Below are 13738 nucleotides of genomic sequence, written 5' to 3'. Positions count from 1 at the left end.
CAGTTGCGGGAGGACCTACTTTTCCTCAATTTCCAGATCGTCGTCGAAGGGGTCCATGACCTGTTCATAATCGTCATCGCCGTCGTCGTCCTCGTCTTCGGACTCGTCGTAAATGACCAGCGGCGTAACTTCACCGTACGCGTCGTAAAGTGCGTCTTCATAGGCTTCGAAGGTTTCCATTATGGAGGAGAACGCGGCCTCCACCGCAGGATCATCCTCACCGCGCCGGCTGGCGGATGCGGCAAGATGTTCCTCAAGGGCAGCTGTAAACGACTGGAGTGCGACACGCGGATCAATTGCCATGTAGTAGACGTTAGCTGTTGTGGGAAGAATAAGTGAAGAGATTGGAGGGCCAATGAGAGAACAAATTAGCACCGGCTCCATCCAGCGCGAACGCGACCACCTCCGCCAGTACGAATATCTTGTCCTGACGGTCAATAAGGGCGAATCTGTCAAGGAGGCCCGCCGGGCGCTGGCTGAGCATGCCGAATACGGCAAGTGGGACCTGATCCGGACCCGCTTCTACATGGGCGGCAGCCGCAAGTACTGGATGCGGCGGAAAGTCCTGCGCGTCGAGGCCACCGTCTGACCTGTTCCCGGGGCCTAGTCCTCGATAGGGCCAAGCCAGGCGTTGGCCACCGTGCCGTGCGCTGATTCGTCGTCCGAGGGGTGGTAAAGCCCGGCCAGCACATCCCGGTACAAACGCTCCAGCTCGCTGCCGCGGAAGTACCCGCCGCCCCCGGAGACCCTTACCGCGTGCTCGACGACGCGCTTTGCCGTTTCCGTCGCCCTGACCTTGACCGATGCCAGTTTGGGGAACCACATCGGCCCATGGTCGACGAGAGCGTCGACATCCCGGGTGATGGATTCCAGCTGTGGGTACAGGCCGTCCATTTCGATCGCAGCATCGGCAACGCGCCAGCGGATGTCTGGATCCTGCGCGTAGCTCTTGCCGGTCTTCAGGGATGTCCGTCGGCGGACGTTCTCCACGGCCAGTTCCACCCCTCGCGTCCCGATGCCGGCATAGACGGAGGCCAGCAGGATTTCGAAGCAACTGAAAATGCCGAAGATCAGCAGGTCCGGGTTTGGCCCGACCGGCAGCTTCCGGAAGATCCGTTCTGGCCCGGCGCGTACCCCTTCCAGCACCGTGGTATTCGACTGGCTGGCCCGCATGCCCAGCGTGTTCCAATCGTCCTTGATGCGGAAGCCCGGTGCTTTCCGGTCGATGAAGGCCCAGACCAGCTGTGGCTCGTCGCCGTCGTCGTCCCGCCCAAAAGTTCCCAGCTTCGTCCATACTGGCGAGAGACTGGTGAAAACCTTGGTTCCCGTGAAGGAATAGCCGCCGTCATCCTGGGGCGCAGCGACCGTGGTGGAGTCGAACAGAACATGATCGTTCCCGGCTTCGGATACGCCGAACCCGAAAATCTCGCCTTGGCTTGCTTCTTCGAGCACGAAGTCCAGGCTCCGGTCCCCGCGGGCCCGCATCACCTGGGCGACGCCGGTCCAGACCAGGTGCATGTTGACAGCCAATGCCGTGGCCGGGGCGGCACTGGCCAGCCGGAGCTGGGCCAGGGAGGCCTGCCGCAGGCCGTAGCCGAGCCCGCCGTCGGAAGCCGGCACAAGCATCTTCAAATAGTCCGCGGCCTGAAGATCAGCGAAGTCCTCGTGGCAGAAGGAGTTGGCCTCGTCATAACCGGCCGCCCGGGAGCGGAACGTGGCGAGCATCGCCTCCGGCAACAGCTCTTCAACTGCCTTGGTCATTGGTCCGTCCTGCACTAGTAAGTGGTCAGCAGCCGGTGCAGCACCCGCGTGCCGAACTTCAGGGAGTCCACGGGAACCCGTTCGTCCACGCCATGGAACATACCGGTGAAGTCCAGGTCATCGGGCAGTTGCAGCGGGGCGAACCCGTATCCGGTGATCCCGAGCCTAGCCAGCGACTTGTTGTCCGTCCCGCCGGAAAGCGTGTACGGCAGAACCACTGCGTCCGGGTCCTCGTGCCTGAGCGAATCCACCATTGCGTCCACGAGGTTTCCGGCGAACGGTACTTCGAGCGCCGAGTCCTGGTGGATGTAGGAGATGTCCACGTCCTCCCCCGCCAGCTCTTTGATCTTGGCCAGCACCAGTTCGTCCTGACCAGGCAGAGTCCGCGCGTCGATCCGGGCTTCGGCCAGGCCAGGTATGACGTTTTCCTTGTAGCCTGCTTTCAGCACGGTCGGATTGGACGTGTTTTGCAGCGTGGCGCCCACGAAACGTGCCACCGTGCCCAGTTCCTTGAGCAGGATGTCCGGATTGTCCGGATCGAATTCGACGCCGGTGAGTTCCGTTACGCCGTCCAGGAACCGGCGGCTGGTGTCCGTCAGTTCGATGGGCCACTGATGGGCGCCGATCCGGCCCACGGCCGCTGCCAACGTGGTCACCGCGTTGTCCGTGTTGATCTGCGAGCCGTGGCCAGCCCGCCCGCTGACGGCCAAGCGCAGCCATGCGATGCCTTTCTCAGCAGTCTGGAGGAGGTAGGCACGTTTCCCGCCGATGTTGGCAGAGAAGCCACCGACCTCCGAAATCGCTTCCGTGGCGCCGTCGAAAAGCTCGGGGCGGTTATCTACGGCCCAACGAGCCCCGTATTTGCCGCCGGCCTCTTCGTCTGCGAAGAAAGCGAATACGATGTCGCGCTTCGGCTTGGTTCCGGTTCTGGCCATGTCACGGGCCACGGACAGGATCATGGCATCCATGTCCTTCATGTCCACCGCTCCACGGCCCCAGATCAGACCGTCCTTTTCCTCGCCGCTGAAGGGATCGACCTGCCAGTCTTCTTTTTGCGCCGGCACGACATCCAAATGTCCATGGACCACTAGTGCGTCTGCGGAAGGATCTTCACCCGCCATACGGGTGACGACTGAAGCGCGTCCCGGAGATGACTCGAAAATTTCCGTGGACAGACCCACTTCCTCGAGCAAGCCTGCCGTGTACTCGGCGGCTGCCCGCTCCCCGGGGCCCGCATTGTCACCGAAATTGGAGGTGTCGATCCGGATCAGTTCCTGGCAAATGCGGACAACTTCATCTTGCGGACGGAGGGCAGGCATTTCGGGCTCCTTGCTGACGGGGGTGCTTGGCTCCAGCCTATCGATCTGCTTGGGTGGCGGCAGCCCGATGTTATGGAAACGCACCGGAACGGGGTTAGGAAAATCCCCGATTCAACACTTCGGCCAAAACGTGTTAGAGTTTTTCTCGCTGCTTTCGAAGGAATCGGTTCGCCGAAACTGAACGAAAACACCACCTGCGCGGGTGGCGGAATGGCAGACGCGCTAGCTTGAGGTGCTAGTCCTCTTATTGAGGGTGGGGGTTCAAGTCCCCCTCCGCGCACAGGGGAAAAACCCCGGAAACTGAACGGTTTCCGGGGTTTTTTGTTGCCTGTCCCCGAGCGGGCAGGTTTGCATCCACGTGGCTGCGAGAATACGACGACAGCCGTGCGAAGCCAGTTGCATAGCCTTTTGGTGGCCTTCATCGCATCGCGCAAGAGGAAGACCGGCGCAACAAACGATGTTGGGGACCGTAACTTCTTCGATAGTTTCCACCGGAGTTGGTGTGAGCGTCCAAGTTGATCATACGCAGCAGTCGCTTCTTCAGTTGGCTGGGTCTCAGTTGGTGAGGCGCAGCCTGCCAGCGGGGGCGGCCAGAGTGCGAGGAGTGTGAGAGCGCGTTCGGAGAAGGCGCCAACCTTTCAGACAGGCCGGTATGCAGCGTTGCCCCCGCGGACTCCCCCAAACAGCTCGACCGGGTCGTTCTCCATGTCCAATCCAAGGTCGAAAGCAGCAGATGTAGAAAGGTTTCAGCGACGCGGCCCCAAGGTGCTCGTCCGCCGATTTCGATGGCAAAACCCGGGGCCGCCGGGCTTGCGAATTAGCCCATTGTGCACCGAGTATTTGGCGCCTAACCTGAATTTAAGGGTAGGAGCTCGACATGGAATTGACCCTCTTCGTTATTGTCGTCGTACTGGCTTTCGCTCCTTTTGTGACGGTGATGTTCGGACCCAACCTAAGGGAAGACAAACCCGTCTCGCGGCGCCACCGCTCCGCTTCCAGCTTGGCTGCGTCGCAGCGGTCTAGGGAGAAAAGGCTTCCTGGAGGAGCCAGGCTTCCACTTCTCCCGTCTCCGTCGGGTGTCGGCGGAGGAACCAGCGCGCCAGCGCGCATGCGGTCGTCCCGGCGGTCCATGCGATCCAGGTTCCGCCGAGGTCCAGGGGATCATTCCCGCGGACCACGATGAACGGGTTTAGCGTCGGTACTGCCCCTCGTAGCTGTCCCGGAGGCCTTGCGCGGTGAACTGCTCACTGACCCGCTCCATCTCTTCCTGCGTGAAGGCGGCCATATCGTCGGCATAGGCGATCAGGCCCGGATCTTCTCCGGCTCCAGTTCGGGCGGATTCGGCGGCGGCATGTCGATCATGCAGGAATTGTGCCAGCTGGACTCCGGTAATAACAGGTGTCGAGCCGGAGCCTGCGGGTTGGGAAACGTAGGCTCCGGCTCGACCGGCCGTCCCTTCGGGGGAATTGTCGCTGCTGGAACGGATATACCTAGTGTCCAATCCATTCACCAGGCCGGTAAGCCCCGGACGAGGGGCGGCTGCACCCCTAGTTTTCGGGACCATTTCGCTCGGCGCTCCCTGCTGAAGGATGCTCCTTGTCCTAGAGCAGGACCCTCACGTTGTGCAGGATGACCTAGCGCTGCCGTGCCATGAGCCGAGACGAGCCGCCCGCGAATGTCCTGCGCGCCCGGGACAGGGCTGCCGACGACGGGACCTATAAGTTCGTGCCGAAGACCGGCGGCGAGTGGAGGATGCCGGCCACCATTCGAGGCCGAGGCGCGCTACGACAATGCCGTGCTGCAGTACAGGACCGAAACGCTCATGAGCGCGACGGTCTCGCTCGGCGGCACCGAATGTCGCCTCGCCAAGGGCGCGGCGACGGAGGAGGGCGCCACCTGAGGTGCCGCTAACTCAGGCCTTCATGAGAGCCGCCGGCTCATCGTTGGCGGTGCTGCCCGAGCCGAGGTAGCGCTCGATGCTGACGGGGCAGTGACCAAGCCCGCCACCCTGCCCCCGACGTCGGAAATTGATGATCTGGCCGGTTCTCCCGCACCCGCAGGTGCCGGTCTCGACGTCGCCCACATCGTCGGTGAGGAGGAAACCGGGATAGCTGGTGTTGAGGGAGTCCAGTACGGCAATGGTGCCGGTGCCCCCCGGAGCGAGCTCTTTGCCGATCTGGCCGGGGTCCCGGATGGAAATGTAGCACCACGGCGGGACGTGCTTGCGATGCAGGTGGCATTCGACAGCGAGCATGTTCGACTCGATCATCCCGTACATGTCGCGCACGTTCCCCGGGCGCACGCCGAGTAGGTCGTGGCACCGCTCCCGAAAGCCCTCGGCAGGGATGGCCTCGGCCGTGTGCCGCTTCCAACCGCCGAGCGTGATGATCATGCTGTACGGATCCAAGCGCACATTACTCTTCTCCTGCTCGAGGAACCGGAGGAGCCGCTCGATGAGGAACGGCGGACAGACGATGTGCCGGGTCATGTGGCCCTTCCACCGGCGCAGGTGCTCCAGAGCCTCCCTGACGTCGAACGCCTGGTCGGCAACTAGGTATACGTGGTGGTCGAAGACACTGTTCAGGATGTTGAAGTCCTTGAGCAGGCCCATCTCCGAGGCTTCAGAGTCCGAAGGGTTCAAGAATAGACCCGCGCCCCCGGACAGGCTGAAGAACTCCCGGTAGGTCCCGATCAGGCCAACCAGTGCCCGGGTCACTGTCTCGCTGTTGCGGCGGGCGACAGACGGGACACCGCGGGTTCCGCTGGAGCTGGTCTCGGTCTCAACGTCGGCCAGGGAGCAGGTGAGTAGTACTTGGGCGTCGGGACGCTTGAACATGCCGACCGGCAACAGTGGCAGGTCTTGCAGGTCATTGATGTCGTTGATCGCGGCGGGATCGACTCCCAACGCGTCACATTGGGCACGGTAAAAGCCGTTAAGGGCTTGGTGGTAGATCGCGGCGTCCCGTAGGACGTCGGTGACCGACCGTGCCCAGTCCTCAGGGGACTGGGCGTGTGCCTTGGACACATTCCCCAGCATCTGCGGTAACGAGAGCATTGTGTCACTCCTCGGTGGGTGCGAATTGATGAATTGGTTGGGCCGCCGGGTCAGCCGTATCGACGCAGCTCGGAAAAGAAGTCCTCGACCACCCGGAGCTGGCCGCTGCTGGCAAGTTCGTCGTAGACGTACTTGCCCACCGCCAGGTCGAGCACGCCCAGGCCGAACGGCGAGAACACCACGGGGCGGTTGTCCGCCGGCTTGACCCTGCCTTCCATGACGTCGGCCAAGGTGCCGTCCACGAAGTCCCGGTGGCCGACCATCTGCTCCACGAGGTGGGCCGACGTCCCGGCTTTCAGACAGTGGTCGACGTCGTCGAGGATGTTGGTCGACGCCAACAGGATCTCCGGGGCCAGGTCGCGGAGGGACACGTGCAGCACCAGTGGGTTGTGCGCAAACCACGTCGTGTCGTGAACGTGCGGTTGGCCCGCCACCGTGGCGAATACGACGAGATCGCTGCTCCGGATCAGCTCCTCGGGGCCATTGTGCACGGTCACCCGGGCTCGGGTGCCGCTGCGTTCGAGATAGCCCTTGAAGCCCTCCGCGCTCTCGCCCGAGAGGTCGAACACCCCGATCTCGTCGAAGGACCAGTCGGTCGCGTTCAGGAAGGTGTGGATGTAGCGGGCGATGAGCCCCACGCCGAAGAACCCGACGCGTCTGGGGCGCCCACGGCCTCGGCTGAGCCAGTCTGCGGCGGCGGCGGCCGAAGCAGCCGTCCTGGACGCGCTGATAATCGAGCTCTCCATGCAGGCGAAGGGGTAGCCCGTCGTCCGGTCGTTGAGGATCAACACCGCTGAGGCGCGCGGTATCCCCGACGCTACATTGTCCGGGAAGCTGGAGACCCACTTGATGCCGTCAACCTCGACCTGTCCGCCGACCGAGGCGGGCAGGGCGATGATGCGCGAGGTGGGCCGGTCCGGGAAGCGCAGGAAGTAGGACGGGGGATTCACCGAGTCTCCGGCCGCGTGCACCAGGTAGGTCTGCTCGACCAGTTCGACGACCTGCTTCTCCCGACCTTGGAGCACCTGCTGCACCTGGGCTCCGGAGATGACCGCGAAGGGGGGAACCGTTTTCGATTCCGCGGCGGCTGTCACTGGGGATATGGCGAATTCTGTCATCGTGCACCGTCCTGGGTATGGGTATCGAGATCGAATACATTGCGCGGCTCGGCCATGCCAACGAGGATCTCCCGTTGACCCTCGTACGCCTCGCGGCTGTGGGCCATGCGCACGTTGTCGACGAGCATGAGGTCCCCGGTCTGCCACGGCGTTCGCAGGGTGTGGGCCTCGTAGACCTCGTTCAAGAGGGCAATGATGTCCTCGCCGATCGGCTCGCCGTTGCCGAAGCGGGTGTTGAACGGCAGCCCGTCAGAGCCGTAAACATCCACCAGATACTCCCTCACCTCGGGCGCGATGGTCCATTCGCTCAAGAACGCGATCTGGTTGAACCAGCAGCGTTCGCCGGTCACAGGGTGCCGGACGACGGCAGGACGCCGTTGCCGGGTGCGGAGCTCCCCGTCGGGCTGCCACTCGAACTCGATCGCGTGGGCCCGACAGTAGCTCTCGACGGCAGCGCGGTCGGCGACCCCGAACGCCTCCTCGTAGGTGGCTCCGATATCCTCGTTGTAGCTGCGGGCGAGCAGCCACCCTTCGCTTTCGAACCGACGGACGATATCCGCCGGTATGGCGTCGAGCACCGAGCGGGCATCCGCGATGCCCGTCACGCCACCGACGCTGGGTGCCTGGAGGCAGGCGAAGAGCATCAGGCCGGGGAACTCGAGCGCGTAGCTGAGCTCGTGGTGCATGCACATAGGCTGGTTCGCGGGCCACGTGAGCGACGAGTACACGCCGTCCAGATAGGGCTGCCTGGTGGCGAAGGCCTCCCGGTCCGGCATGAGGCCGCCCGGAATCAGCCGCTGGTAAACTTCGGCCACCTGGGCTGGATCACTGAGGCCCAGCCCGCGGACCAGGATGGCGCCGCTCTCGTCAACCGCCGCGCGCAGCGCCTCGCGGTTCTCATCGGCCCACCGCACAGGGTCGTGGCCGTCCTCGACGGCGAGCATCGGTGCCCCACCGGCTTGGCGTTCCATGTCGAACTGGATCTTGGGTGAAGGAGACGACATCAGAGGTCCTTTCGTTTCACAGGTAGCGGATTGGAGTGTCTTGCCGGTGTCCGGAGCATGGAAGCGGGCTCTGCGGCGGTTCCCGCCGGCGTGGGCGCGGGCGGTTCGGCAGCGTCCTCCAGGGACGCAGCCTCGAGCAGGATCGCCAGGTCCGCGAGGACTGGCGTCTGCATGATGTCCTTGATGGACACGGCACGCTTGAGCAGGACGGCGAGCTTCACCGCGGACAGGGAAGTGCCGCCCAGCGCAAAGAACGAGTCCTGCCCGCCGATCCGACCCGCCGGTATGCCGAGGACGCTCGCCCATGCCCCGGCAAGCCGCTCCTCGGTGGCCGTGAGCGTCTCCGTGGGGGTGCCGGTCTCGGGGACGGCCTCCCGAGCCATGCGGGTCAAGACCTTCCGGTCGATCTTCCCGTTGCCGGTCAGGGGCAGGCTCTCCTGCCACCGGTACGCCGACGGAACCATATAGCCCGGAACCCGCGAGGCCACCTCGCTGTGGATCTCGTCGACTTCGAGCGGCCGGTCGCCAGAGTAGAACGCCACCAGGAACTTGGACTGCCCGCCGCCCTCGCCAACGACGACGGCGCCGTCGCGGACGCCGGGAACCCGCAACAGCGCATTCTCGATGTCGCCGATCTCGATGCGGAATCCGGAGATTTTGACCTGGTTGTCTCGCCGGCCAAGGTACTCCAGCTTGCCGTCCGGTGACCAGCGTCCATAGTCGCCAGCCCGGTAGAGCCGCGCCCCGTCCACATACGGATCAATGGAGTAGGCCTGTGCGGTGCGCTCCGGGTCGTTGATGTAACCGCGGCCCACGCACACCCCGGAGAAGGCGATCTCGCCCGGTGCTCCGAGCGGTACGAGCCGCTGCCGCTCGTCGAGGATATGGATCCGGACGTTCGGGATCGGCGGGCCCAGTGGCACGGAGCCGCCCGTGGGCGCTGCGCTCATCACCTCATGGTTCGTGTCGTCCGAGGTCTCTGTCAGTCCGTAGGCATTAACCAGCTTGACGTTCGGCATTACGTCGAACCAGCGGCGGACCAGCTCACGTTTCAGGGCCTCCCCGGTCGCGGAGACGCAGCGGAGGTGCGGGAGGGTACGGGGTTTGCCAGCCAAGTACGCGACCACCGCGTCGAGATACGACGGTACGACCTGGAAGACCGCCACCGCGCCCCGTTCCACCGTATCGACGAACCGCTCGACGTCGAGAATGCGGTCCTGCCCGACGATGAGTGTGCGGCCGCCGACGAGCAGGGCCGAGACCAGTTGCCACAGCGAGATGTCGAAGCATTGGGGGGCACTCTGGGCGACGACGTCGCCGGGGCCGATTCCCAGGTCCTCGATCTTGGCGTACAGATGATTCACCATCCCGTCGTGCTCGCACATCGCGCCCTTCGGTTCGCCCGTGGAGCCCGAGGTGAAGTAGACGTAGGCGAGTTGGTCTGGACGCACCTCCACGCCGAGATCGTCGGCGGCGTGCCCCTCAGACTCGATGTCCCCGAAGAGGAGTCTTGTGACCGAGGGCATCCCCTCGAGTGCTTCGTCCAGCGAGGCGGTGCTGCCTTCCTCGGTCAGCGCCATCCGGCTCCCGGCTCGGGTGAGCGTTCTGGCGATCCGGTCGGCGGGGAAGTGCGGTTCGATCGGTAGGTATGCGCCGCCGGCCTTGAAGATGCCGATGACCGCGGCCATCCATTCCAGGTCCCGCTTGGCGACGACCGCCACGACATCCTCCGCCTGTAGACCACGCGCCAGCAGGGCACGGGCCAGCCTGTTGGCGCGGGCGTTCAATTCCGCGTACGTCCACTCCCGCGTGTCCTGGGCCGCGGCGATGCGTTCGGGGTGAAGCTGGACGCGCTCTTCGAACAGCTGGTGGAAGCGTCGTTGGGGCCGGGGCCGCTCGGGTCCGGCCAGATGCTCGAGCTGGAGACGCCGCTCGTCAGGATCGACCAGGTCGGCATCGGCGGGCTCCACTTCGGGGTCGGCGACCAAGTGGCGGAGTGCGGCCAGGTGGTAGCCGGCGATCCTGAGTGCGGCATCGTCGTCGAGGACGTCCCGCCGGTACCGCAGCCGGAGCACCTCGCCCCCGGCCACGGTCCGGAGGGTGACTCCGAGGACGATACCCTCCGGCAGCTCTGCATCGTCGCCTTGAAGCGCTCCGAACACCACCTCGTACCCGGGAAATGCGGCCTCGTGGCGGGCTTCCCCGCGGCGGGCCTGCTCGGTGTCGGCTGGCCCGGCGCCGGCCCGGACCTGCCGGTCCTGTGCCTCGGCGACTAGGCTCCGCCAGGACGGGTGGCCCAGATCGAGGTTGCACCGCCAGATCCCCGCTGTGTCCATGCACCCGGTGGCGATGTCCGTCTCGCCGGACAAGGCCTGCAGTACCCGCGCGTGGGCCGCCAACCAGAGCGAGCCGGGCGTCGTGTCCAAGGCATGGGCCGTCAACTTCAGGGATGTGCGTAGCTCCTCGGGAACCGCCACCTCGACCTGCTCCTGTCCGGACTGGGGATCCAGTGTCCACCTGGGAATCGCCGTCGGGGCGACGGCCGGAAGGGCAGGCCGGCTGGTTGCCGGATCGGACGAGTGGTTGGCGGCGGTGCGGCAGGTCAGCGCAGAGGTGGTGGTCATGATACGGGCCTTTCCAGTGCGACGGGGGACGTGGCGGCGGCTCGGGCCTCTTCGGCCGGGTTGCCACCCCACAGGGATCCCGAGGTGAGGGTCGTCCCCTTCATTACGAAGGAGTCGGCAGCGACAACGGCACCGTCTTCGACGGTCACGCCGTAGTGGACAAAGGCCCCGACGCCAAGCGTGACGTCGTCACCAATGACGTTGTGGTCGGACTTGAACATTCCGTCCTCTTGGGAGTGGGATTGAACCGTACTGCCGGCGTTCAGCGTGCAGCGGGAGCCGATCGTCACCAGGCTCCGCTCGATAATTCCGCAGCCGTCGTCGAAGACACGGGCCCCAATCCGCACCCCCAGCAGACGCCAAGCCAGCGGCTTGAACGGCGTCCCGTTGAGGATGGCCATGTACCGGCTCTGGGTCATCAGCTTCCAGTACCGCTCGTGCCACCAGAAGTAGGGGTTGTAGATGGAGCAGAGCTGGGGCTGAAGCCGCCGGAACCCCGTTACGAGGTGCTCGATGCCGATGGGGACGAGCAAGCCGACGAAGAGCATCACGACGAACGACCCGCTGAGGGCAAGGAAACCAAACTGGTCGGACAATTCGAGGGCGGCGAACATTATCGCCATTGCAAGCGACATGTTGAACCAACGCGTAAGCATCAGGAGGGCCATAGTGTGCCGGTTGTGCTTGTTCTTGGCCGCGAGGTCCTGGCGGAGGTGGGTCCGGCTCGCATGCTCCTCGGGAAGGGCATCCCGCAGGACCGAGCGGGGAATCTCGAACGCAGGTGATCCGAGCAGGCCCACGTCATGGCGCACCGGTCCGTCGATGGGCACCATCACCTTGGTTGCGAGCAGGCAGTTGTCTCCGGTCTTGGCCCCGGCCGGGTAGAGGACGGCGTTGCCGAGGAAATTGTGGGCTCCGATCGCCGCCTCACTGACCTTAAACGACGTCGCCGAGTAGTCGGTGTTCATGAAAGACACCGCGTCGGCAATCATCGTCCCGCTGCCGATGGTCGAAAGGAACGGGTTATCGTGCTTGAACACCGTGCCCAGGTTCGAGCCGGTCTGCTGGACCTGCGGCTGCTTGTACCCAATGGCCCGCACGTAGTTCACGACGTACGAGCTGTCGCCGAACAACCCTCCAAGCAAGGGACTGTTGGTCAGCCTCGCCACCGCCCGCGCCGCCGCGTCCCGCAGTCCGAACAGCGGATACACCATGTCGGGCTTCACAGCGAGTTGGAGCACCCGCGGCACGGTCGTTATTACGACCAATGCCATGACCGTTCCGCCGAAGACGGCCAGACCGGCGAATGTAATGGCATCGGCGTAGAAGGTCCAGTCAGTGAACGCGAAAGGCTGCACCTCCAGAAGCGCCGCCACGCGCGGCTGCGCCAGGACGACCAGCGCGATCACCAGTCCGACCATGGTGCGGCCCACCCCAAGGGTGGAAACAAGTTGGGATATGGCGAACCATCCCCGCCGCCACGGCCGATAGGGCGTTGCCTCGACCCCGCTGTAGTCCACATCGGTGCGCCTGCCCGGCGAACCGTGCCAGTGCTCGCCCTCGGGGACGACTTGGCCGGTGTACAAAGTGGAGCGGTGGGCCAACTGCGAGCCGTCTCCCATTCCCGTGTCGATGTCCAGGACACTGCCCTCGCCGACGATCACGTCCCGGCCCAGCGTCAGCGCACCCAGCTGGATGACGCCGCCATGGGCGCGGTATCCGTTGAGGACCGCATCCTTGCGCACCACCGTCCCCTCCCCGATCGTGAGCAGGTCAGTGCAGACCGGCAGGCGATTGGTCAGGATCATCACGTTGCGGCCCACCTTCGCGCCCATGGCCCGCAGGTAGAAGGTCGTCAGCGGGGAACCGGTCATCAGCGATAGTGGCGAGGTTCGCATCAGGGTCTTGACCAGCCAAAACCGAAAGTAGGCGAGGCTCCAGATACGGATCTCCCGAGGCCGGAAGCGCCCGATGATGATCCACTTCGCGGCCACCGGCAGGATGCACAGCAGCACGAAAGTCGCCGCGGAGAAAGCGATCGACCGCAGGTAGATTTCCCCGAAGCTCATCCCGTGGCCTAGCCAGTTGTGGTTGCCCGGCCCCGCCTCCGGGAAGATCCACTGGTACCCTACGACCGCGAGCCAGCCGGCGAGGAGGCAGTAGCCGACGTAGACGAGCACCTGCAGGGCGCCGCAGGTGACGTACTCCCAGGTCCGCGCGTCCATCGGCCGCGACGTCTCCGGCACAGATGCCAGAGCCGGGGAGGGCTCCTGCCGCTGGTCTTGCTGCGGGGGGCGTTGCAAGGCCGCGGCGAGGGCGGAGATGTTCGGATTGCTGTAGACGTCCTTCATGGACACCTTGGGCAGGTCCGGCTGCTTACGCACGCGGGCGCAGAACTTGGCCATCACCAGCGAGTCCGCGCCCAGGTCCTGGAAAAAGTCGCTGCCAACGGGGACATGGTCAATGCCCAGCACGCCACCCAGCATCTCGGCCAGCTGGCCCTGCACGGGTGACGTCGCCGGTTTCGCTGGCGCCAGGGCCGCGGCCAGGGCCGAGATCGTTGAGTGCTGGTAGATGTCCTTGATGGAGACCGCCGGCAGGTCCGGCTGCTTGCGCACGCGGGCGCAGAACTTGGCCATCACCAGCGAGTCCGCGCCCAGGTCCTGGAAGAAGTCGCTGTCCACCGGGACATGGTCTCTGCCAAGCGCGCCGGCCAGCACTTCCGCCAACCGGTCCTGCACCTGCGCCGTCGCCGATGTCTCTTCCGCGGGTGCCAAGAACGCGGCCAGGGCCGAGATCGTTGAGTGCTGGTAGATGTCCTTGATGGAGACCGCCGGCAGGTCCGGCTGCTTGCGCA

General features: G+C 64.7%; 10 protein-coding genes and 1 tRNA gene. 2 read left to right on the top strand and 9 right to left on the bottom strand.

The window, feature by feature from the left end; genetic code table 11:
- Positions 1 to 15: 15 nt before the first annotated feature.
- Positions 16 to 303: a hypothetical protein gene (locus AC3A4M_RS10285; RefSeq protein WP_498733554.1), complete on the bottom strand. Its 288-nt coding sequence runs from the start codon at positions 301 to 303 to the stop codon at positions 16 to 18.
- 52 nt (positions 304 to 355) lie between these two features.
- Between AC3A4M_RS10285 and AC3A4M_RS10280 the strand changes: the two genes are divergently transcribed.
- Entirely contained in the window at positions 356 to 589 is a 234-nt protein-coding gene (locus AC3A4M_RS10280; protein WP_074702386.1) for a DUF5703 family protein, read from the top strand.
- Between the two features lie 14 nt (positions 590 to 603).
- On the opposite strand, the gene AC3A4M_RS10275 is transcribed toward AC3A4M_RS10280, so the two are convergent.
- On the bottom strand, positions 604 to 1761 hold the full coding sequence (locus AC3A4M_RS10275) for an acyl-CoA dehydrogenase family protein (protein WP_498735677.1): 1158 nt from the start codon (positions 1759 to 1761) through the stop codon (positions 604 to 606).
- A 14-nt stretch (positions 1762 to 1775) separates the two neighbouring features.
- A complete protein-coding gene (locus tag AC3A4M_RS10270; protein ID WP_498735676.1) occupies positions 1776 to 3080 on the bottom strand; it encodes a M20/M25/M40 family metallo-hydrolase in 1305 nt (434 codons plus the stop codon).
- A gap of 196 nt (positions 3081 to 3276) precedes the next feature.
- Between AC3A4M_RS10270 and AC3A4M_RS10265 the strand changes: the two genes are divergently transcribed.
- Positions 3277 to 3360 (top strand) — tRNA-Leu (locus AC3A4M_RS10265).
- A gap of 909 nt (positions 3361 to 4269) precedes the next feature.
- Here the strand turns inward: AC3A4M_RS10265 and AC3A4M_RS10260 are convergent.
- From AC3A4M_RS10260 to AC3A4M_RS10235, 6 genes are all read right to left on the bottom strand, one after another.
- Complete coding sequence (locus tag AC3A4M_RS10260; RefSeq protein ID WP_498735675.1) at positions 4270 to 4581, bottom strand: hypothetical protein; 312 nt, start codon at positions 4579 to 4581, stop codon at positions 4270 to 4272.
- A 411-nt stretch (positions 4582 to 4992) separates the two neighbouring features.
- The gene (locus tag AC3A4M_RS10255) at positions 4993 to 6135 is read right to left on the bottom strand and encodes a LuxE/PaaK family acyltransferase (protein WP_498735674.1); all 1143 of its coding nucleotides are present in this window, start codon (positions 6133 to 6135) and stop codon (positions 4993 to 4995) included.
- 50 nt (positions 6136 to 6185) lie between these two features.
- Positions 6186 to 7253: a 2,3-diaminopropionate biosynthesis protein SbnB gene (gene sbnB, locus AC3A4M_RS10250; protein WP_498735673.1), complete on the bottom strand. Its 1068-nt coding sequence runs from the start codon at positions 7251 to 7253 to the stop codon at positions 6186 to 6188.
- Entirely contained in the window at positions 7250 to 8257 is a 1008-nt protein-coding gene (locus tag AC3A4M_RS10245; protein ID WP_498735672.1) for a TauD/TfdA family dioxygenase, read from the bottom strand. Before AC3A4M_RS10245 ends, sbnB begins: the two co-directional genes overlap by 4 nt.
- The gene (locus AC3A4M_RS10240; RefSeq protein ID WP_498735671.1) at positions 8257 to 10881 is read right to left on the bottom strand and encodes a non-ribosomal peptide synthetase; all 2625 of its coding nucleotides are present in this window, start codon (positions 10879 to 10881) and stop codon (positions 8257 to 8259) included. The genes AC3A4M_RS10245 and AC3A4M_RS10240 overlap by 1 nt, the downstream gene beginning before the upstream one ends.
- A partial coding sequence (locus AC3A4M_RS10235; RefSeq protein ID WP_498735670.1) for a Pls/PosA family non-ribosomal peptide synthetase occupies positions 10878 to 13738 on the bottom strand: 2861 nt, incomplete at its 5' end. The genes AC3A4M_RS10235 and AC3A4M_RS10240, both read right to left, overlap by 4 nt.

The organism is Arthrobacter sp. Soil_C_60 (assembly GCF_057656375.1).
The sequence above is the reverse complement of the archived record's forward strand: the minus strand, read 5'-3'. Positions and strand labels throughout refer to the sequence as shown.

Coding starts and splice junctions, on each gene's coding strand:
- AC3A4M_RS10285 (WP_498733554.1), bottom strand. CDS start 303: ATGGCAATTGATCCGCGTGTCGCACTCCAGTCGTTTACAGCTGCCCTT.
- AC3A4M_RS10280 (WP_074702386.1), top strand. CDS start 356: ATGAGAGAACAAATTAGCACCGGCTCCATCCAGCGCGAACGCGACCAC.
- AC3A4M_RS10275 (WP_498735677.1), bottom strand. CDS start 1,761: ATGACCAAGGCAGTTGAAGAGCTGTTGCCGGAGGCGATGCTCGCCACG.
- AC3A4M_RS10270 (WP_498735676.1), bottom strand. CDS start 3,080: ATGCCTGCCCTCCGTCCGCAAGATGAAGTTGTCCGCATTTGCCAGGAA.
- AC3A4M_RS10255 (WP_498735674.1), bottom strand. CDS start 6,135: ATGCTCTCGTTACCGCAGATGCTGGGGAATGTGTCCAAGGCACACGCC.
- sbnB (WP_498735673.1), bottom strand. CDS start 7,253: ATGACAGAATTCGCCATATCCCCAGTGACAGCCGCCGCGGAATCGAAA.
- AC3A4M_RS10245 (WP_498735672.1), bottom strand. CDS start 8,257: ATGTCGTCTCCTTCACCCAAGATCCAGTTCGACATGGAACGCCAAGCC.
- AC3A4M_RS10240 (WP_498735671.1), bottom strand. CDS start 10,881: ATGACCACCACCTCTGCGCTGACCTGCCGCACCGCCGCCAACCACTCG.